This window comes from Cellvibrio sp., assembly GCF_039207905.1.
Classification (GTDB): domain Bacteria; phylum Pseudomonadota; class Gammaproteobacteria; order Pseudomonadales; family Cellvibrionaceae; genus Cellvibrio.
Genome location: NZ_JBCECX010000009.1, coordinates 146,911 through 166,759, shown reverse-complemented (window position 1 = coordinate 166,759; position 19,849 = coordinate 146,911). Strand labels below are relative to the sequence as shown.

24 protein-coding genes are annotated in these 19,849 nt (G+C 48.2%); 3 read left to right on the top strand and 21 right to left on the bottom strand.

Annotated elements, in window-relative coordinates:
* Positions 1 to 499 (top strand): glycoside hydrolase family 43 protein (locus AAGC78_RS07590; RefSeq protein ID WP_435783459.1); only part of this gene is annotated, 499 nt, incomplete at its 5' end.
* Between the two features lie 73 nt (positions 500 to 572).
* On the opposite strand, the gene AAGC78_RS07585 is transcribed toward AAGC78_RS07590, so the two are convergent.
* From AAGC78_RS07585 to AAGC78_RS07550, 8 genes are all read right to left on the bottom strand, one after another.
* Complete coding sequence (locus tag AAGC78_RS07585) at positions 573 to 641, bottom strand: hypothetical protein (RefSeq protein ID WP_435783460.1); 69 nt, start codon at positions 639 to 641, stop codon at positions 573 to 575.
* A 29-nt stretch (positions 642 to 670) separates the two neighbouring features.
* Positions 671 to 931 carry a hypothetical protein gene (locus AAGC78_RS07580; protein ID WP_435783458.1) on the bottom strand — a complete coding sequence of 87 codons (261 nt, stop codon included), beginning with the start codon at positions 929 to 931 and terminating at the stop codon, positions 671 to 673.
* Positions 932 to 1,049: 118 nt separating this feature from the next.
* Complete coding sequence (locus AAGC78_RS07575; RefSeq protein ID WP_435783457.1) at positions 1,050 to 1,370, bottom strand: type II toxin-antitoxin system prevent-host-death family antitoxin; 321 nt, start codon at positions 1,368 to 1,370, stop codon at positions 1,050 to 1,052.
* Between the two features lie 120 nt (positions 1,371 to 1,490).
* Positions 1,491 to 2,987, bottom strand: coding sequence for an FGGY family carbohydrate kinase (locus AAGC78_RS07570; RefSeq protein WP_435783456.1), 1,497 nt, complete (start codon positions 2,985 to 2,987; stop codon positions 1,491 to 1,493).
* Between the two features lie 62 nt (positions 2,988 to 3,049).
* Positions 3,050 to 3,391 carry a DUF1820 family protein gene (locus AAGC78_RS07565; protein WP_435783455.1) on the bottom strand — a complete coding sequence of 114 codons (342 nt, stop codon included), beginning with the start codon at positions 3,389 to 3,391 and terminating at the stop codon, positions 3,050 to 3,052.
* A gap of 172 nt (positions 3,392 to 3,563) precedes the next feature.
* A complete protein-coding gene (locus AAGC78_RS07560; RefSeq protein WP_435783454.1) occupies positions 3,564 to 5,141 on the bottom strand; it encodes a DHA2 family efflux MFS transporter permease subunit in 1,578 nt (525 codons plus the stop codon).
* Between the two features lie 56 nt (positions 5,142 to 5,197).
* Positions 5,198 to 6,229, bottom strand: coding sequence for an HlyD family secretion protein (locus AAGC78_RS07555; protein ID WP_435783453.1), 1,032 nt, complete (start codon positions 6,227 to 6,229; stop codon positions 5,198 to 5,200).
* Entirely contained in the window at positions 6,226 to 6,780 is a 555-nt protein-coding gene (locus AAGC78_RS07550) for a MarR family winged helix-turn-helix transcriptional regulator (protein ID WP_435783452.1), read from the bottom strand. The genes AAGC78_RS07555 and AAGC78_RS07550 overlap by 4 nt, the downstream gene beginning before the upstream one ends.
* Before the next feature lie 227 nt (positions 6,781 to 7,007).
* On the opposite strand from AAGC78_RS07550, the gene AAGC78_RS07545 reads away from it, so the two are divergent.
* The gene (locus AAGC78_RS07545; RefSeq protein WP_435783451.1) at positions 7,008 to 8,384 is read left to right on the top strand and encodes a DEAD/DEAH box helicase; all 1,377 of its coding nucleotides are present in this window, start codon (positions 7,008 to 7,010) and stop codon (positions 8,382 to 8,384) included.
* A 75-nt stretch (positions 8,385 to 8,459) separates the two neighbouring features.
* Here the strand turns inward: AAGC78_RS07545 and AAGC78_RS07540 are convergent, their stop codons facing one another.
* Both AAGC78_RS07540 and AAGC78_RS07535 read right to left on the bottom strand, forming a co-directional pair.
* Complete coding sequence (locus AAGC78_RS07540) at positions 8,460 to 8,789, bottom strand: DUF6172 family protein (RefSeq protein ID WP_435783450.1); 330 nt, start codon at positions 8,787 to 8,789, stop codon at positions 8,460 to 8,462.
* 75 nt (positions 8,790 to 8,864) lie between these two features.
* Positions 8,865 to 9,290 (bottom strand): hypothetical protein, encoded by a 426-nt coding sequence (locus AAGC78_RS07535; protein ID WP_435783449.1) that lies wholly within the window; start codon positions 9,288 to 9,290, stop codon positions 8,865 to 8,867.
* 183 nt (positions 9,291 to 9,473) lie between these two features.
* Here AAGC78_RS07535 and miaB point away from each other — a divergent pair, with 183 nt between their 5' ends.
* Positions 9,474 to 10,850, top strand: a complete 1,377-nt coding sequence (gene miaB, locus AAGC78_RS07530; RefSeq protein ID WP_435783448.1) for a tRNA (N6-isopentenyl adenosine(37)-C2)-methylthiotransferase MiaB — start codon at positions 9,474 to 9,476, stop codon at positions 10,848 to 10,850.
* A 92-nt stretch (positions 10,851 to 10,942) separates the two neighbouring features.
* On the opposite strand, the gene AAGC78_RS07525 is transcribed toward miaB, so the two are convergent.
* The 11 genes from AAGC78_RS07525 to AAGC78_RS07475 form a co-directional block, all read right to left on the bottom strand.
* Entirely contained in the window at positions 10,943 to 11,149 is a 207-nt protein-coding gene (locus tag AAGC78_RS07525) for a hypothetical protein (RefSeq protein WP_435783447.1), read from the bottom strand.
* A 178-nt stretch (positions 11,150 to 11,327) separates the two neighbouring features.
* Positions 11,328 to 13,256 carry a response regulator gene (locus AAGC78_RS07520; protein ID WP_435783446.1) on the bottom strand — a complete coding sequence of 643 codons (1,929 nt, stop codon included), beginning with the start codon at positions 13,254 to 13,256 and terminating at the stop codon, positions 11,328 to 11,330.
* 76 nt (positions 13,257 to 13,332) lie between these two features.
* A complete protein-coding gene (locus AAGC78_RS07515; protein ID WP_435783445.1) occupies positions 13,333 to 13,776 on the bottom strand; it encodes a response regulator in 444 nt (147 codons plus the stop codon).
* A 42-nt stretch (positions 13,777 to 13,818) separates the two neighbouring features.
* Positions 13,819 to 15,348 (bottom strand): sensor histidine kinase, encoded by a 1,530-nt coding sequence (locus tag AAGC78_RS07510; RefSeq protein WP_435783444.1) that lies wholly within the window; start codon positions 15,346 to 15,348, stop codon positions 13,819 to 13,821.
* The gene (locus AAGC78_RS07505; protein WP_435783443.1) at positions 15,345 to 15,569 is read right to left on the bottom strand and encodes a histidine kinase dimerization/phospho-acceptor domain-containing protein; all 225 of its coding nucleotides are present in this window, start codon (positions 15,567 to 15,569) and stop codon (positions 15,345 to 15,347) included. The genes AAGC78_RS07510 and AAGC78_RS07505 overlap by 4 nt, the downstream gene beginning before the upstream one ends.
* Before the next feature lie 9 nt (positions 15,570 to 15,578).
* Positions 15,579 to 16,901, bottom strand: a complete 1,323-nt coding sequence (locus tag AAGC78_RS07500) for a sigma-54-dependent transcriptional regulator (protein ID WP_435783442.1) — start codon at positions 16,899 to 16,901, stop codon at positions 15,579 to 15,581.
* 118 nt (positions 16,902 to 17,019) lie between these two features.
* A complete protein-coding gene (locus tag AAGC78_RS07495) occupies positions 17,020 to 17,262 on the bottom strand; it encodes a hypothetical protein (protein WP_435783441.1) in 243 nt (80 codons plus the stop codon).
* Complete coding sequence (locus AAGC78_RS07490; RefSeq protein ID WP_435783440.1) at positions 17,228 to 17,734, bottom strand: hypothetical protein; 507 nt, start codon at positions 17,732 to 17,734, stop codon at positions 17,228 to 17,230. Before AAGC78_RS07490 ends, AAGC78_RS07495 begins: the two co-directional genes overlap by 35 nt.
* A gap of 12 nt (positions 17,735 to 17,746) precedes the next feature.
* Positions 17,747 to 18,034 (bottom strand): glycine zipper domain-containing protein, encoded by a 288-nt coding sequence (locus AAGC78_RS07485; RefSeq protein WP_435783439.1) that lies wholly within the window; start codon positions 18,032 to 18,034, stop codon positions 17,747 to 17,749.
* Between the two features lie 91 nt (positions 18,035 to 18,125).
* Positions 18,126 to 18,287 (bottom strand): DUF1328 domain-containing protein, encoded by a 162-nt coding sequence (locus AAGC78_RS07480; RefSeq protein WP_435783438.1) that lies wholly within the window; start codon positions 18,285 to 18,287, stop codon positions 18,126 to 18,128.
* A gap of 250 nt (positions 18,288 to 18,537) precedes the next feature.
* On the bottom strand, positions 18,538 to 19,650 hold the full coding sequence (locus AAGC78_RS07475; protein WP_435783437.1) for an AI-2E family transporter: 1,113 nt from the start codon (positions 19,648 to 19,650) through the stop codon (positions 18,538 to 18,540).
* Positions 19,651 to 19,849: the final 199 nt, after the last annotated feature.

The window sequence follows — 19,849 nt, the reverse complement described above, 5'->3', positions numbered from 1 at the left end:
CAATTCTGCTTATCGCAAAGCAAATACCAGCCAATATTTTGTTGTCTTCCATACCCGCTTCCCCGGTCGCGGTGAGGAACACGAAGTGCGCACGCATGAGTTCTTTTTTAATAGCGACGGCTGGCCGGTAATCGCACCATTACGTTACGCAGCAAAAGTGGATGCGAACGATGCAACCCGCAGCCACTCTGCACTGGAAGCAGTAGCTGCAAATGAGGTTGCGGGAACTTACCAATTAATTAATCACGGCAAAGATATTTCTGCGACGATTAAATCATCAAGCAATATCCAACTCGCCACTGGTGGTAGCATCTCCGGTGCGCAATCCGGTAGTTGGACATTCGATGCAAACACTCGCGCTACCACGCTGGTGTTGGGCGGCACTACTTATCGCGGTGTTGTCTCACGGCAATGGAACCAGGTACGCAATCGTTTTGAAATTACCTTTACTGCTTTGTCGCCAGACGGGACAGCAGTGTGGGGAATTAAATCGAATTAATTGATATTGATTTAGGGGCGCTGCTTACGGCGCCCTTATTTTCCAAATGAAGAATATAGATTGATAATTATTTTTACTCGCCTGCCAATTCCAACGCACTACCAACAAGCTGATCGCTAATGAAATAACCCGATGCAATCAAGTTTTCGATAACGGGTTTTATTGCTGAAATTAAATTTTTTTTTTAGCCAGCAATAAAATTCCGATTGCACCAATTATTTTTAATTGATGCGCTTTTGCTATACCCCGTCCGAGTTTTTCATCGATTAACACAATTGCATTATGTTGCAACGCAAACTCCAAAGCGGTTTGTTCACCAGGATCAAGCTGCTGGAGAGATGTACGGACAAGGGGATCATTAACCGGATGAAGCCAGCCGTTATTTACTGCTAGCTGTACTTGTTGCGCATCCTGTCGCTCGGGCTTGTGCATGCACTCCGCTAATACACTTTGCGTTATGCAAACTTTTTCAAATAGGAGAGGAAGGTTTTTTAAAAACCCAATCCGCGCTAACGAAAGTAATGGGCTTGTATCGGCGACCAATAATTGTTTAGTCGTTAAATTGTTCAAGCTCATCGATTAAGTCATCCTTGGAATAATCAGCAACCGGGATTTTACGTTCCGCCAAAAGATCCATCATCTCGGACGGTGACACACCCGCTATACGTGCAGCCTGAACAAGGCCGACTTTGTGATCAGCAAATAAATGCAATGCCATTGAAACCCGCACCCCGGATTGCAACAACACTTCATCAAAGGGAACCGCCACAAAGACCGGTTGCCCATGCTTGGTGACTAGCGACAAATGACCCAACTCAGCCTCGCGAATCAGCTCGCCAGTGCGGTTGCGCAGGTCACGAATAGTGAACATCTCCATAAAAACCTCAATTGTGCCTACATGTGTTGGCACATTTTGCACTCTTAGGTGGTTAAACTTCAAGCAAAAGAACGTTCTCCAGACTAATGGCCTAGGGCGTTGCTCATAGCGCTTTTATGCTAGCCATTCCTGCATTTCGGCTTGCCATCTGGTGAAGCGGTGCAATAACAGCGGGTTTTGTTGCGGGTTGAATACATCTTCATGCAATGCGGGATTCCAACTTTGGGGTAAACCGGCGGCCATGCAGGCGGCGCCTTGGACGGTTGCGTCGGCGTTGTCGCTGCGGTGGACATTGGAACAAGTAAGGTCGGCGATTTTTTGGCAGACGCTATCGGCTTTGCTGAAGCCGCCGCTAATAATTATTTTTTTCGCATCGCCCAGCTGATTCATTAATTGAACGTTGATGACTATTTGGAAAATTACAGATTCAATCCAGGCGAGGATTTTTTCGTGTGCGGATAAATTATTACTGAAGCGCGATTGCAAATCCGTTCGCCAGTAAGGTGCGCTTAGGCCGCCGACTGCGTTGAGGAAATAACAATCGCCAGCGGGATTTAAATCCAGTGCGCAATCCATTTCGTGCGGAGTAATTTCCAAACCTGTGTGTTGTTGGATAAAACTGATCGCCGCTGCTGCGCCATTTACGGTTGCTTCCCATGCGTAATATTTTTTGCTTGTTGCATCTTCTGGTAACCATAAGGGGCTTACCAGTAATCCTTCCGGTGCATTTAAATTTTCGCTCAGGCGCTGGATAAACGCGCCGGTTCCGATATTAACGTAGCAGGCACCGGGTTCTGGTAAACCACGGGCAAAAAGCGATGCACCTTGATCGCGGGCACTCGCAGTAAATGGAATACTGTGATCGCCAATTTTAAAATTGCCGAAATGACTGTTGTGATATTTGCAAATGGGCAAAACGGCACGCGGAATTCCGAAGGTGTATAACAGCGTTAAATCCCATGTGTTGCGCTGCAAATTCCACAATAAGGTACGCTGGGCGTGACCGGGATCGACATAAGCCTGTTGACCGCTATTTATTTTTTTATCGCACAAATGCCAAAAAATATAACTGACAATCGGGCCAATGCTCAGGCTGTTATTTTGTTGTGCCTGTGCGACAGCATCGCTGTGCTCCAAACACCAATGCATTTTGGTCGCGCCGTAATGTGGCGATAAGCGCAAACCAGTAAGTTGTTGGGTTTGCGTATGGGTCAGTGGAATATTATGCAGATAAGGTTCGCCACGAACATCTTGCCAGCTCAATACCGGAGTTAATACCTCGCCGGTTTTATTATCCCAACACAAGAGCGATGAGCCCTGCCCCGCAAAACTGGCCGCTTTAATTCGCGCGACATCACCCCCAAGCTGCTGGATTTTTTGCAGGCATGTGCGAATGCCGGCAAGAATTTCTTCACCATCTTGTTCGATATGTGGATAAGCAGAATTTTCTATCTGGCGATGTTGCGTCACACATGCGGCAGAGAAACAGCAGATTTGTTCACCCGTAGCCGAATAAACTGCAACGCGCGTGCTTTGACCGCCTTGATCAATTGCTAGAAAGAGATCAGTCGCGAGAAAAGTATTTGAGGGAGTATTTTGCTGTTGGGACATGACACTTGCTCAATAATGTTATTGAGCAAGTGTAGCGGGAAAATGAAATCTATTCGCTCCGGCTATTCACCTAAGTTGGGGTTGGGGACAAACCCGCCATAGGGGAATTGGGCGATTTTATCGCTGCCGCCTTTGATCTCGCTGATTTTAGCAGGACCTTCTTTTTCTACTTCGTCGATACGCACGATGGAGTGCATCGGAATGTAAGAGCGTTTTACGCCAGCGAATTCGGTTTTCAGTTTTTCTTCGGCAGGATCAATCAACAAACCGCTGCGCTCACCAAAGACAAACTCTTCAATCTCGATAAAGCCGTACATTTCGCTTTGGTAAATCGCCGAGCAAAACACTTCGTAAACCTGGGATTGGTTAAGGAAGATCACTTTGTAAACGGGTTTAACAGCCATAACTCTCTCTGATGTTTCGCGTTTGATAAACAGCCCCTAAGACGCGAGACGCGGCTTCTGAGGGCCGCGCAGAATAGCACATGTTTTGCCATTCTCGCCCCGCCCGATTGATTTTCATACAGCGCCATTAGTCGATTGCGTTATTACTGCCCCGGTGCTTTGCGTTAATCATCTAGTCACCGGCCATTTCTGGTGGTGGCGCAGCGCCTTTTTGCGGAGCCTTGAGCAATAACAACAATGGTAAGGCGGCGATAGTGACCCACATCATCAACTGGAAATCCTGCAAGTAAGCCAAAGTGGCCGCCTGCCGTTGGACTTCATTGTTGATCGCCATCAGGCCTTGAGTGGTATTGATATCCCAATGGCCGGTCTCGCCCACTTTTGCCAGTGCCTGATTGTAGGGGCTGATGTAATCCGCAAAGGCGGCGTGGTTTTTCTGGATGTTTTGCTGCAGCTCCGCCATCACCACTGAAATACCGATACTGCTGCCGATATTACGGGTCAGGCTAAACAGCGCGGTGCCCTCGTTGCGGAACCGCCCTTCCAGACTCGCAAAGGCAATCGCCGACAACGGCACGAAGATGAAGCCCAAACCAATACCCTGTACCACGCTGGTGCGGATAATGTCCCAGCTGGTAATGCTAGTGGTGAACAGCGTCATTTCCCACAGCGAGATAATCGTCAGCAGCAGGCCGAAAAACACTTGATGGCGTGGATCAACCTTGCCTGCGATCTTGCCCACAATCACCATCGAGAACATCACCCCCATACCGCGCGGCGCCATTACCAAGCCGACATCCACTACCGGATAACCCATCAGGTTTTGCAGGAATGGCGGCAGCAGCGCCATAGTCGCGAGCAAAATAATGCCGACCACGAACATGAAAATCAGGCCGACGGAGAAATTGCGATCCTTAAATATCGCCGGTTCGATAAACGGTTGTTTGTAGGTAAATATGTGAGTGATAAACCAGTAAAAACCCAACGCCATCAAAATACATTCGGCAATAATTTCCGGGCTATGGAACCAGTTCTGGCTTTCGCCGCGGTCGAGCATCATCTGCAGCGCGCCGATTCCCAAACTCAGGAAGGCGAAGCCGAGTAAATCGAAATGGCGGGTTTTATTGATCACTGTTTCTTTAACCGATGCCATCACGCCGAGGAGTGCAAGAATCCCCAAGGGTACGTTGATGTAAAACACCCAGCGCCAGCTGTAGTGCTCGGTCAGTAATCCGCCCAAGGTTGGCCCGAGGATTGGCCCAAGCACTACGCCCATCCCCCAGACGGCCATCGCCTGACTGTGTTTTTCTTTGGGATAGGTATCAAGCAAAATCGATTGGGACAGCGGCACCAGTGCAGCGCCGAAAATCCCCTGCAATAACCGGAAAGTCACTACTTGCTCCAGGTTTTGCGCCGCGCCGCAGAGCATGGAAGTAATGGTAAAACCGGCGATAGACCAGAGCATCAGGCGTTTACGGCCAAAGCGATCCGACAGGAAACCGGTCAGCGGCAGGAAAATCGCCGCCGCGACAATATAAGAGGTCAACACCCAGGAGATCTGGTCCTGGGTCGCGGACATGCTGCCTTGCATATGCGGCAAGGCGACGTTGGCGATGGTGGTATCCAGCGCCTGGATAATCGTCGCCAACATTACCGAGGCGGTAATCAGCGCGCGATTATTGGCTGAGACGGGGGCTGGAGCTGCTGGAATTGGATCTCCAGCAGCTTGATCAATCGTTGTCTGTGACACAAAAATTTACTCCACAGATAAAACGTAATAGGTAGAACTTACTAGATAAAACTTGGCTAAATAGAAACGCCTAACAGCGAGCGCTTGTAGCCGGTGTCGATCTCGATATCGGTACTCAAACCTGCTTGCAACGCCGGGGCATTTTTATTGGGCTTGATGCTGATACGCACTGGCACACGCTGGGCGATCTTTACCCAGTTACCGGTGGCGTTTTGCGCCGGGATCACTGAAAACTCCGCGCCAGTCGCCGGGCTGATACTTTGCACAACGCCTTCCCATGCAACATCGGGATAGGTATCCACATGCACTTTCACGGTTTGGCCGATGCGCACATGGGTCAAATCTGTCTCGATAAAATTGGCTTCAACCCACAGGTTATCGCTCGCCACCAATGACATAGCTGCACTACCTACCGCTAAAAACTCACCCACTTCTGGCGGCTTGGTAACAATGCCGTCTTTAGGTGCGGTGATGCGGGTGTAATCCAGATTCAACTGCGCTTGCTCAACTTCCGCTTTCGCAGCGCGATAACTCGGGTGTTGCTCCAGCGGTGCTTCGGCATCGCCACCCAAAGATTCGGCGATACGTTTCAGATCGCGTTCAAGGGTTACGACTTGCTGGTCACTCACTCGACGGGTGTGGCTCACTTCGTCATAAGCAGCTTTGGCAACCAACTTGCGCGCGGCCAAATCGGCTTGGCGATGTTGCTCGTTAGCGGCGTAATCGCGATTAGCCATCGCCAGTTGCAACTCGGATTGTTTCTCGTGATAGCTGGCATAAAGCGCGGCGAGCGTGGTGCGCACTTCGCCCTGTTTCGCTTCGGCTTTCGCCAATGCGACTTCGTAGGGTTTGGCATCCAACACCAACAGCAGTTGGCCGGCTTTTACATGCTCGTTTTCAGCAACCAGACGCTCGGCCACTGCGCCAGCAACACGCGGGCGAATATTCACAACATCGGCTTTGGTGTAGGCGTTATCGGTAGTCGCATAACGACCGCCCGCCAGATAGATCAGCAGCCCCAATACGGCGGCGACTGCGGGAATCACGACTAACAAAATCAAACGACGTGATGATTTGGCTTCACTCATTTCTCATTTACCTCTGATGAATCCTGATGTTCAGGAACGTCTTTAAACTCTTCTCCACTCACGGCCCCTTTGCTGATAGCCGTGAGGTTTTCACGCAATTTGTTTAGCCCAAGGAACAATGACGATTGCTGCTCCGGTGTAAAACCCGCCAGTGCGAGGGATTGGAACTCGCACGATGCTTCTTTAATTAGCGTTACTATCGGCGCTGCTTCCGGAGTCAGGTACAGCTGGAACGCGCGGCGATCCTTGGGATCTGGCCTGCGCTCTACCCATCCGTTTTCTGCCAACTGATCCAGCAACCGCGCGAGGCTGATCGGTTGGATCTCCATAAAGTCCGCCAAATCAACCTGACGAATCCCCTGCCAGCGGAACACGCCAAGCAAGGCGCGCGTCTGGGCGAGGGTCAGGTTATGTTGCTCGAAATAACGCGCCGCGATACGGCGAACCAAGCGCAGGTTGTCCGATAACAGAAAGCCCAAGCTCTCATCCTCGGGTTTAATCGCCGGCCATTTGGTAGCCAGCTCATCGGTATTGGGAGTGGAAGAACTCATAAACCATCCTCATAAGCAGTTACATATATAATATACATAGCTTATTAATTTACAAAAGATGGATTTGGTCTTGGCATGTCGCAAAAATGGCCTTTTGGTTATAAATGTGGATTACCTGAAATAGTCGTATTGAATGGCAAACCTGAGTCGGTAATTCGTCGGTTAGCCTGAATCAGTGAATAAACGGTATACTGCGCGCCCTTTCAGCTCTCCCTGTCGATTAGCTTATGAATTTCGCTTCCCTTGGCCTTGCGCCAGAATTGCTCCGCGCCATTAAAGTGATTGGCTTTAAAACCCTGACTCCGGTTCAGGAGCAAGCCATCCCCGCCGCACGCCGCGGTATCGACCTGCTCACTACCGCGCAAACCGGCACCGGCAAAACCGCCGCTTACGCGCTTCCCGTATTGCAGCAGATGCTGGAAAAACCAAAAGATTCGCAAGCAGGCTTTGTGCGCACCCTGATCCTCGCACCTACCCGCGAGCTGGTAGAGCAAATCGCCAAGGCAATGCAGGAGTTTGCGCAGTTCACGCCATTTAAAGTCGCCAGCATTTATGGCGGAGTAAAGGTGACCAGCCAAGGCGCCAAGTTGCGCGCGGGCGTGGATATCCTGGTTGCGACGCCGGGCCGCCTGAAAGAGCACGTCGAGCTGGAAAATGTCAGCCTCGCCAAAGTCGATTTTGTGGTACTGGATGAAGCCGACCGTATGCTGGATATGGGTTTTGTGGTTGAGATGCACGCGATCCTCACCAGTATCACCCGCAAACATCAAACGCTGTTTTTCTCGGCAACCAGCTCACCGCTGGTGACCAACTTGTCCAAGCAGGCGATGAATCGCCCTACCCTGATTACCGTGAGCAAACGCAACTCGGTCGCCGAGACAGTTGACCATGTGCTCTACCCGGTCGATAGCGATCGCAAATACGAGCTGTTTATTCATCTGTTGCGCAGCCAAAACTGGTATCAGGTAATGGTGTTCAGCAGCACCCGCGAAGAAGCCGAGAGTTTAACCAAAGCACTGAAAGTCGATAAAATCGATTCCGCTGTAATCCACAGTGAAAAGACTCAAGGCTCACGTCGCCGTGCGCTCCAAGATTTCAAAGATGGCAAACTGCAAGTATTGGTCGCGACCGAAGTGGCTGCACGTGGATTGGACATTCAAGGCTTGGATTACGTAGTTAACCTCGACCTGCCATTCTTTACCGAGGACTATGTGCACCGCGTTGGCCGCACAGGTCGCGCCGGTAAAAAAGGTGTGGCGATTTCGTTGGTAACGCCAGCGGAAGAGCACAAGATTTCGCTGATCGAAGAAGTGATCGGCACCAAAATCAAACGCGAAAAAATCAAAGGTTTTGAAGTCACCGAACAAGTCGTCAAGTCGGTTAGTAAACCAAAAAGTGGCTTACTGAAACTGGCAGCAAAACCGGCAGGCAGATCCAAAGCAGGCGATCCAAAAAAATCGGCCTTTGCCAAACCCGGTTCATCAAAATCAGCAAGCAAAACCGCTGGAACCACAAAAGCTGCGAGCAAACCAAAACGCGCCGGCTCAAAAGATGCGCGCCCAGCCAGCACATTAGGCCGCTCGACTCGCCCGAAAAAGAAATAATCCCGCACTGACGGGCATTAAAAAAGCCGCTCCCGATTGCTCGGGAGCGGCTTTTTTGTATCTGAAGCAAAGAGATTAATCGTTCAAGTCTTCGTCATCATCAAGACTGTCATCACCTTCTTCACGCGGCTTGCGAATGCCGTGGGCGGCGAGGATTTCAACGTAGAAGCTTTCGCCACCTGCGGTAGCTACTTCATCCATCTTTTTGGTGAGTTCACCAAGACGAACTACTTCAGCAGCTTCTTCTGTTGCACCGAATTTGCAGTCAAACGCCCAGTAATCGACACCTTTGGGCAAGGTTTTGCGGCGCTCGCGTTTTACGTATTTGCGCACATCGTGCTTGATCGCCTCCAGAACGCGGTCGCTGTTTTTACCTTCGATATGGAGCTTGAACGTCTTTTTCATGTTTTACCTGTGATCTCCCACTAGGGGCAGTGCAATTAAGAGTAACGGATTGAACCGGGCGCGCATGGTATCACGCTACGCATCGGCAACCTTACGTTTCGGCAAGAAGCGATAGAGTATCGCGATTCCCACACCAATCACTGCGACAGTCAAGCCCATATCGCCCCAAGAGTGATAACCGAGATAGAACATGAGTTCCATATAGGCCAACAGACTGCCCGCCATACACACCCAACCCAAGCGGGATTGCAGACCGGTGCCGATAAAAATGACCAACGCCAGTGCCAAGGCCGTGTGGGTGGAATAGTCTAACCCGAGCAGCGCCCACAGCTTCAGGTAGTAATCCAGCAGCATTACGCTAAACACCAAAATGGCCGATGCGAATAATTTGACCCAAAACCAACGGTAGCCCCGCATTATTTCAAGGGTTCCGACACCGAGTGTGACGAGCAGTAGGAATGGGATGTAATAGTCGGCGACCAGGGTTAGGAGTTGATTCATAAAGCGTGGCGTCCAGAATGGTAAAGTCCGGCAGGCTAATTCATCGACCACCGAAAGCCAAGGGCTTTCTATAGGCTTTACCCCATAAGATAGCTATAATGCGCGCCTCATTTTTCTGCGTGCTTTTTGATCAACAATTAGCGCCCGCAGCGATTAGCGTCATTCCAAGCAGGTAGTAGTTCGATGTCCACCACCACTGAAGCGCCCATTAAAAAGCTCTATATCAAAACCCATGGCTGCCAGATGAATGAGTATGATTCATCGCGCATGAAGGATTTGCTGGGTGAATCGCACAATATGGTGCCGACCGAAGACCCCGAAGACGCCGACGTAATCCTCATTAATACCTGCTCCATTCGCGAGAAGGCGCAAGAGCGCCTGTTCCATGAATTGGGCCGCTGGAAAAAACTCAAGAAGAAAAATCCCGATCTGGTTATTGGCGTAGGCGGTTGCGTTGCCAGTCAAGAAGGTGCAGCTATTGCCAAACGTGCGCCCTATGTCGATTTGATCTTTGGCCCGCAAACCCTGCATCGCCTGCCGGAAATGATGGAGACCAAGAAAACCAACGGCGTTGTTGTTGTCGATGTGAGCTTCCCCGAAATTGAAAAGTTCGACCGTTTGCCGCAGCCAGATGCCGATGGCGTGAGCGCGTTTGTGTCGATTATGGAAGGCTGCTCCAAGTACTGTACGTTTTGCGTAGTTCCTTACACTCGTGGCGAAGAAGTGAGCCGCCCGGTAACCGATGTAATGGCGGAAATTATTCACTTAGCCGGCCAAGGTGTGCGCGAAGTGAATTTGCTCGGCCAAAACGTAAATGCCTATCGCGGTGACAGCGATGACGGCACGGTTATCGATCTGGCGGAATTGATTACCTATGTCGCTGCAATTGATGGTATTGACCGCATCCGCTTCACTACTTCACATCCAGTTGAATTTACTGATGCGTTGATCGAAGTTTATAACCATGTACCAGAATTAGTGAGCCACCTGCACTTGCCGGTACAAAGTGGATCGGATCGTATTTTGATGGCGATGAAACGCGGACACACTGCGATTGAATACAAATCCAAATTGCGCCGTATTAAAAAGAATCGCCCGAATATCAGTTTCTCATCTGACTTTATTATCGGCTTCCCCGGTGAAACCGATGCAGACTTTGAAGCGACTATGAAGCTGATCCAGGATATGGATTTTGATACTTCGTACAGTTTTATTTACAGCGCCCGCCCCGGCACACCAGCGGCAGATTACCCGGATGACACTCCGGAAGAAGTGAAAAAGCATCGCCTCGCGATATTGCAGGATCGCTTGATCCAGCAAGCCTTGGCAATTAGCCGTCGCATGGTAGGCAACACTGAACGTATTCTGGTGACGGGTTATTCGAAAAAAGATCCTGGGCAACTTTGCGGTCGCACTGAAAATAATCGCGTGGTGAATTTCCGTTCTGACGATGCTGATTTAATTGGCAAGTTTGCTGACATACTGATTGAAGAAGCACTCACCAATTCTTTGCGTGGCACTCTGTTGAGTTCCGAGCTGGATGCTGACTGGATCAAATAATCGGCTGGCTGAAATAAATAGCAGGCAAAAAAAATCCCGCGCTGCAGTACCAGCGCGGGATTTTTTTATTTCCCTGAACTGAGTTTTACAAACTAGCAGTTCTCATCGGTTGCTTTTTCACAAGCATCCTCAACACCGTCCTTGATTTCGTCCGCAGCATCGTCCAATTTATCGCGCGCCGAGTCCGTAGCTTCGTCCACATTTTTACCAACCTTTTCAGCTGGGCCGTCATTTGAATCACAGGCGGCTAAAGGCAGAACTAAAAATACCATAAGAAATAAACGCTTCATCAAGTCCATCTTAAACTCCTTAGCTATTTTCATACTGGTATAAACTATATAGCGGAAAACGTGCCAATTTCGCGTAAAGCAGCATTTACGCGATATGCAGAAAAATAAGAGGGAAATCAGGAGCGACAAAGCGGAATATTTTGCAGAATTTACACAACTTTTTACTATTAAATTACAAGCAGACCAGCTAACGGAGCGCATCTTCCAATTGTGCAAGTGATACCGGCTTTAATAAACAGGCGGACACACCAGCATCGGTTGCACGCTGGCGATCCACTTCTTCACCACTGGCGATAATGATCCGTACATCGGGGTAGGATTCATGAATTTGCGCCGCACACAAATAGCCACTCATATCCGGCAAATTCAAATCGATCAACACTGTGTGGGGATTATGCTCTTTAACATCACGTAAGGCGGCAGCGCCAGTCTGCACACCAATCACTTGCCATCCCAACAGTGTGAGCAAACCTTCCATAGCCGCCAGCGCATCCGCATCATCTTCCACCACAATGAGTGTTTTCACTTTTGCGGAAACCGGTGGCAAACCTTCTGCGCCCGGTAAGAAACGCATCAGGCAATCGTACAAACGCGCTTGATCCAATGGCTTACCCAAATAGGCAGTAAAACCGGATTCAAAACAGCGGTCCATATCACCTTTCATATGCGCCGCAGTCAGTGCAACCAATGGCTGGGTAAAACCTTCTGCACGTAATTGTTGCGCGGCCTCATGGCCATCCATCACCGGCATGTGGATGTCCATCAAAATAAGATCAAATACTTTACCTGCCTCGCTCTCTGTTTGAACGATACGAACGGCATCAGCGCCGTCTTTGGCATACACCACTTCGATACCTGTAAGCTGGACAAAATGTCCGATCAGCAAACGAATATCGCGCAGATCATCAACAACCAATACGCGACCGGAAAGGTGCGGAACAGCTACGGCCGCTTTCGGACCGGACGCAAAATTCAAGCGCAATATTTCAGTGTTGCTGCGTTCGAAATCTTCCACATCCATAGTGAACGCAAATTCACTGCCCTTGCCTTCTTCGCTCGTAACCTTGATGCTACCGCCCAAACGCCCCACCAATTCTTTGCTGATTGTGAGACCTAAACCTGTGCCCGCGCGCGGGTGTACTTGCGCATTTTTGGATTGCACAAACGGCTCAAAAATAACTTGCATGGTTTCCGCGCAAATACCTATGCCGGTGTCGCGCACACTGAAGCGAAGTTTTTCGCGCTGCTCCTCTTCAACCCAATCAATTTTTAGCACTACACCACCCTGGTTAGTGAATTTAATTGCGTTGCCCATCAGGTTTAACAAAATTTGCCGCAGGCGCATGGGATCGGTGCAAAGCGTGACAGGCAATGGTTGGGGAGCATCCACACTCAACTGCAAATTTTTATCTAACGCAGCGCCCTGCATTAAAAAATAAATATCGGTAATGAATTCAGACAGCGAAATGGATTGCCGCTCCAACTCCAGCTTTCCAGCTTCTATTTTGGAGAGATCGAGAATATCGTTGAGCAGCCCCAGCAAATGTTTGCCATTGCGATGGACGATGCGCAAATGGGCAGAGCTTTCAGAGTCTTCATCTTTATTTAATAGCAATTCGGTAAAGCCCAAAATGGCTGATAAAGGTGTGCGCAATTCGTGACTCAGGTGTGCGAGAAATTCACTTTTGGAGCGGTTCTCTGCTTCTGCCTTTAAGCGCTCCACACGCTCACGTTCCACTTCGCGTCGCGCAAGGGCGTAGCGAATCGAGCGCGCAAGATGCTCTGCGGTTAATTTGGATTTAACAAGATAATCAACCGCGCCCGCATGCAAGGCTTGGCGGTCAACTTCGATTTGATGCATGCCGGTGAGTAAAATAACGGGGCCGGAAAAGCCAACTTCATGCGCGTATTTTAAAAGTTCAATACCATCATGCGCACCGAGTTTGTAATCCATCAGACACAGGTCATGCCTGTCTTCACGCAACAGTTGTTGACCGGCCTCATAAGTAGAAGCCCAATCCAGAACACAAGTTTGACTAATATCAGCCAAGAGATCCTGCACGAGGAAAAAATCTTCCTCGTCATCGTCAATAATCAACAACCGTACATTATGCATGTGATAAGGCGCCTGCCTAACGCCCAACGTAACTCTTAACACTAAGTAGCTTTAACAACTAAGGCACTTTCCAAACTTAAGGCAACTCTACAAACTGCACCCAATACTTGCCCAGGGTGCGCATCAATTCTACCAAGGCATCAAAAGTGACAGGTTTGGTGATGTAGGATGCCGCGCCTAAATCGTAACCTTTCATTTTGTCTTCTTCCGCTTTGGATGTGGTCAAAATCACCACCGGAATACGCCGCAACCGCGGATCAGCCTTGATCTGTGCAAGCGCCTCGCGCCCGTCCATTTTCGGCATATTCAAGTCGAGTAAAATCAAACCCGGCATGGGATAACGTGTGCGATCGTGATAATCACCATCGCCCCGCAGATAATTTAATAATTGCACGCCATCTTCAACAAAGTGTAGATCGTTTAACACACGGCTTTCGTGCATGGCCTCTTGAGCCAACAGACGATCATCCGCATCGTCGTCTGCCATCAGGATAATGAGGGTCTTATTGGGAAGATTCATAACTACATCCTTAGAGTTTGTCGGTGAAACGACATCATCTTGCTATGGAGCATCCGCCAGAAGGTTTGTCAGAGGTTCAATTACCGCTTGGGTCATGGGAAGATAAATTGTGAAAACCGCTCCAGCACCAGGTTCACTTTGGGCCGCAATCATACCACCGTGCCGCTCCACAATTTTGCGACACAATGCCAAACCTATACCAGTTCCTGAATATTCATCACGTCCATGTAAGCGCTGGAACAAACTGAAAATCCGTTCCGCGTACTGGGTCTCAAATCCAATTCCCTGATCGGCAAAACGCAAACAACACCAGGCGCGCTGGTCATCCGCCAAGGGTGACAAGACATGCGTCTCGCAAGTGACAGTCACTCTGGGACGATCATCTTTGCGGTGAAACTTTATGCTGTTCACAATCAAGTTCATGAACACTTGCGCCATTTGTGGCGCATCGGCGTCAATTACCGGCAAAGGATCAATGTGTATCTGGGCGTTTTGCTCCTCAATAGAGAAATCCAGATCATCCAGGACACGGTGCATCACTTCGTTTAAATCAACACTGACAAAAGGCCGTTGCTTGGTGGTGACACGGGAAAAGCTTAATAAATCATCAATCAGGATCGACATACGCTCGGATGCAGCTTGCATACGCGCTACGTATCCTGAACCCGCCTCGCCAAGTTCATTACCACATTTTTGTTGCAAGCGATCACCAAAGGCGCGAATTTTACGCAGCGGCTCTTGTAAATCGTGCGACGCAACAAAAGCAAACTCTTCCAGCTCCCGGTTACTACGCTGCAACTCTTCCGAATATTGCAGCAGCGCCTGGGTGCGCACACCCACCTTTTCTTCCAAATCTGCGTTGGCATGTGAGAGCGCGGTATTAAGCTCGGCAAAGCGCGTGGCGTTGCGATACCAAATATAAAAAACACCCAGCGATAGAAAAAGGCCAACGCCGTTTGCCATCAAAAAAGCAATTAAAATAAAACTGCGGCTTTCGGCGGCAATTTTTTTATTACTCTCTAATAACAAGTTTTCATCGCGCTCCATTTCCTCTATCAATCGGGAAATAGTCCGCATTAACTCCAAGCCTTCATCCGTTTTGATCTGGCGAACCGCTGCGCGCACCTCTTCTCTGTTCGTCAGGGCGACAATACGCTGCATCTCACCAATTTTTTGCGTGACATTGGAATAAAGTAATTTGAAACGATCTTGCTGCAACAAAGAATAGGCAGTGGCATCTTCAAGCTTATCAAGCAAGTCATCCACAACAGCGAGGGTCTGGTGATAGGGTTGTAAATACTCAGGATCTTCCGTTAGCAGATATCCCCGTTGACTGGATTCTGCGGCGGCAAGCTCCCGATTTAAATCTTTGATGTAATTGATTGTTTGCAGGGTATTGTTGATGCGGACATTATTTTCAGTGATCACATTAACTGAACGATAAGCCTGAACCGAACTTACCGCAAAAAAAGTAATTGCGGCTGATAACACCATCACCCACACATAATTCGGAAGTTTATTAATACTAAACCTATCCAGCGAATTATCATGCGCCGATGGTGCATCGCTCACTGATCTTCGTCCTCATTAGCGCGCACGAAACGGGTATTCTTCAAGCTATCCAAAATAGTGCTGCATTGGCGACACTCTGCAAGAATCGTTTCAAACACCGCAATCGCCTTGCGCACATCACCTGTGCGCTCCAGCGTGAGCTTGCCCAATTCTGCATTGATCGAAATTGTGTTTAACGGATTGCGCAAGTCATGTACAAACCGGTTTTTTTCACCGTCCATTTCCAGATCCTATATTTCAACGTCGCCGTAACTATTCAGACGGTTGTAAAGGGTTTTCAAACTGATCCCGAGCATCTCGGCAGTTTGTCGTTTATCACCGCCAAAATGTTCCAGCGTTGAGGCTATAAGTTCACGCTCCACTTCTTCAACCGTTTTACCAACGCGAATACCGGCAGATGCCTGCGGTGTTACTTTGGAAAATGGCGAAGATAACTTCTCCGGTAGTACTAAAAGATTTTGATCCTGATCGGCCATGATGTAAGCACGATGGACAACATGGCGCAGCTCACGCACGTTACCTGGCCAATCGTATTCCATCAGGCGTTGTAATGACGCATCGCTAACACCGATGTCACCGCCATATTCCTGATTAAATGCAACCAGAAAATGTTGCACCAATAACGGGATGTCACTTTTGCGCGTGCGCAATGGAGGAATATGGATTGGGAAAACCGCCAGACGGAAATATAAATCTTCACGCAGACAACCTTGTTGCGCCAGATCCTGTTCGGTACGGTTAGTAGCGGACACTACACGTCCTTCGATATCAACGCTGGTCGTTGAACCTAAACGGGTAACCTTTTGGGTTTCCAATACACGCAACAGATTGGTCTGCAGATCAATCGGCATCTCGGTAATTTCATCCAAAAACAGAGTGCCTTTATTCGCCTGCTCAAACACGCCAGCTTTACGATAAGTCGCACCGGTAAATGCGCCCTTCTCGTGACCAAACAATTCGCTGTTAATTAATTCGCGTGAAAATGCCCCACAGTTGGCTGCAACAAAATCGCCTTCAACTTCGCTGGCAAAATGGATAGCTGCAGCCACCATCTCTTTACCGACACCACTCTCACCCATCAACATAACGTTTGCTTTGGTAGTGGCAACACGCTCAATCATTTCGTAGACGCGCTGCATCGGTTCGGACTCGCCAACCAGATAATTGAAATGCAATTTAACTGAGGAGGATTTTTTATCCGATGATTTTTCATCTTCAAAAAGTGATTCCAATTGTTGCAAATCAATCGGTTTAATCAGATAACTGATATTTGAACCATAGAGATTTTTTACAATGGATTTTATTGAAGGATGGCCGGTGATCAGCGTTATTTTTGTATTGCTTTTCGGCGGCAATGCCTCAAGGATATGAAGACCACTACCATCAGGCATGATCAAATCAAGAATCATATGTGTGTATTGATTCTTGCTCACTAATTCACGTGCTTGCGCTACAGAATCAGCAGCAGTAACGCGGTGACCTAATAGTCCCAATAATTGTACAGTCGCTTCCAAAAACCGCTTATCGTCATCAACTAATAAGACTTCAGCCACAATCCAAATCCTCATGCGTGAGAGCTAACTATTATCGAGCCTCATTCTAGCACCAGTCGGAGAGTAGAAAGCAGCATCTATAAAAGAACTTAGCGAAGATTTCACTAATTAGGGTTAATTAAAACAATGTCCAACGCCGAAGCTCTGGAAAGATAATGCGCAACACATAGCGCGCCTTCATTCCGGTATTTCCTGGTAAAAGCCTGATCGCCGCGCCCATGATAAAAGGGGCCACAATAAAGGTAACCAGAAACGATCTAAACCCGGGTACTTCCACTCGAGCTTCTATCTGTTGTTGCAACGCAAGGCCTTGCACCAACAATTCACTATTCTTTAGTTTTACTCTGGTGGCCAAATCCATGCTGTACGCTCCGCACAAAATTATCAACTTGCACGCGTGTATTGGGCAAGCTCATCCGCGCGCGGTATTTAATGAATAACCAACGGCAAACCAGCAACAATAAAAGCTGCTGGGCAAAGACCGTAAAAATGCCCCAACCCAGTTCGCCAGTCAGCGCATATACGCCCCAACCAGTAAATACCGAGAATGAAACCCAAGTCAGCAATATAACCGGCATCATCAATAGCCAGAGCATCAACACTTTAGGAAAAGTGCGGATCGCCAACAACGCTTCCATACGAGCCAAATCGACAATGCCACCTAAAAAGGTAACAAACTGATCCCCTAATTTAAGGGTTTGTTGCATGTCGTCTGACCAACTGGGGTTCTTGCCTGCTGCATTTTCCGCGGCAGGGTTATTCTCAAACAAATCCTCCTGAAGCTTTTCAGCCGCAGGAGGAGTTTCAGTCGGGGTCGGGGTATGAAGACTCATGCCCGTGCGCCACTAGCGGCGATGCAACAAGTAAGACACCAACCAACCAGCTGCGAACGCAATCCCTACTGTTGCCAGAGGGCGAGCGCGAACCGCTTCTTCCGCCTGCTCTTCCAGCTCAATCGCACGAGCTTTACCTTCGTTCAGGCGCACTTTAGCGTTAGCTGCTGTAGCTGATCCAATCGAACCAACCGCATCGTAGATGCTTGAAGTGGCTTCTTTGAACTGGGCAATTGCCTCAGCCATTGTAATGTCATCAACTTTACTGTTTTCTTTATTCACTGAAGTTTGAGTAGCCATGATGTTTCCTCGCGTTTATTGAATAAAATTTCCAAATTGACAATGCATCATTAAAAATTACATTTACCTGATTACCGCAATTACTTAAATACTATAGTCGACGTCTGCCAAAAATGAGGGACAAGACAAATAGCACAATAAAGATAAAGAACAGGATTTGCGCTATACCGGATGCCGCACCTGCAATACCACCAAAACCCAGAAGACCGGCAATAATGGCAACGACGAAAAATACCAAAGAATAATAAAGCATAGGATTCTCCTTCTTGATCGTTTGTTCACTTAAATACACTCAATGACCATGCCAACTTTTAAATTTTTATTCTTAAGACTTAAACCTCGGTCAACACTAATCGAATTGGATCAATATCCTAAAAGAACGCAGAATAAGAGGAAAATAACCTGCAAACAGCCCGATTATTTTCATGGCTGTTCGTTATTTGGGCGGATTTAGAGAGGCAATCAACAGCGGCCTTTGCAAAGATTGCAAAAAAGGGAAATCCTTACACCTCAGGACTGGCGTTATCTATTTTATTGTTCGAGGTATCGCCATCGAGAATATTGATCCAGGCACCAATCAAATCCAGTTGCGATGAGAGTATTTTAAAACAGACGAGCAATGGGATAGCGATCAACAACCCAATCACACCCCATACCCAGCCCCAGGCAAACATCCAAAGCACAACCAGAAGTGGATTCAAATTAAAACGTTGCCCCAATAATTGCGGGGTCACAAACTGTGACTCAATGAAATTCAAGATTAGAAATGCCCCGGGGATCATCATCGCCTGCCCCAAAGATTCGAACTCAACTAACCCAACTCCGGTCAAAATTATGGTCAATACCAACGGACCAACATAAGGGGCGAAATTTAAAATAGCGGCCAGTGCGCCCCACAATAATGGATCTTGCACTCCAAGTGCAGCCATTGCACAAAAAGTCGCTATGCCCAGCCCGATATTGATAATAAACATCAGTAAAACATAGTGGGATATATCATCCCGCACTGTTTGAAAAATAATAACGGCTTTCTTTTTTTCTGAAAAAGATGACTGGGCACGCACAAAATTGCGCATCAAATTATCGCCATATACCAGAAAAAAATAGGTGATAACAAACACCGCAAAGACCTGAACTAAAAACATCGCCGTGGTGCCTGCAACCACTGAAAATGCCGAGAAAAAAACCGTTTCCAACGCGCTGGAAACGGCATTATTTTGCCCATCCGCATCGGCAATCATTTGCGAGCGCAGCATATTAAATCGTGTGGATAACACATCCATTTGCACAGCCAGTTTATCACCCAAGGCGGGCAAATTATCGAGCCATTCTGCCGCTGGCTCCACCAGCAAAACAAAAGAAGCACCCAATGCAAAAATTAAAAATGCCACTACAAAAGCGGCGGCAACAGCTTGCGGTACACCACAACGTGCGATATACCGCACTAATGGGCTTGAGAATAATGCGATAAATGCAGCTACAAATACCGGAAGTAACAAAGTACGGCAAAAGTACATGGTGTAAAGGACTGCAATTATCACCAAAATATTTAATGCCAATGCAATCGCACCTTCTTTACGGCCTGTGGCTGTGCGGATAATCAACGGGCTATTCATTTTTAATCCTTATTTCGAGGCTTTGTCTCGCGCTTTGTTTTAAAGCCTTATTGCTGCATCTATTTACCTATTGTGTGCCTCCTTGCCATTTTCATACCAGCAGCCTCTTATCCCAAAAACACCTTAAATTTCGGCAAAATACGCGATATTTTCCAGCAGCACCTATAAAAAATTACAACTTTTGTATTTATTTCAAGTA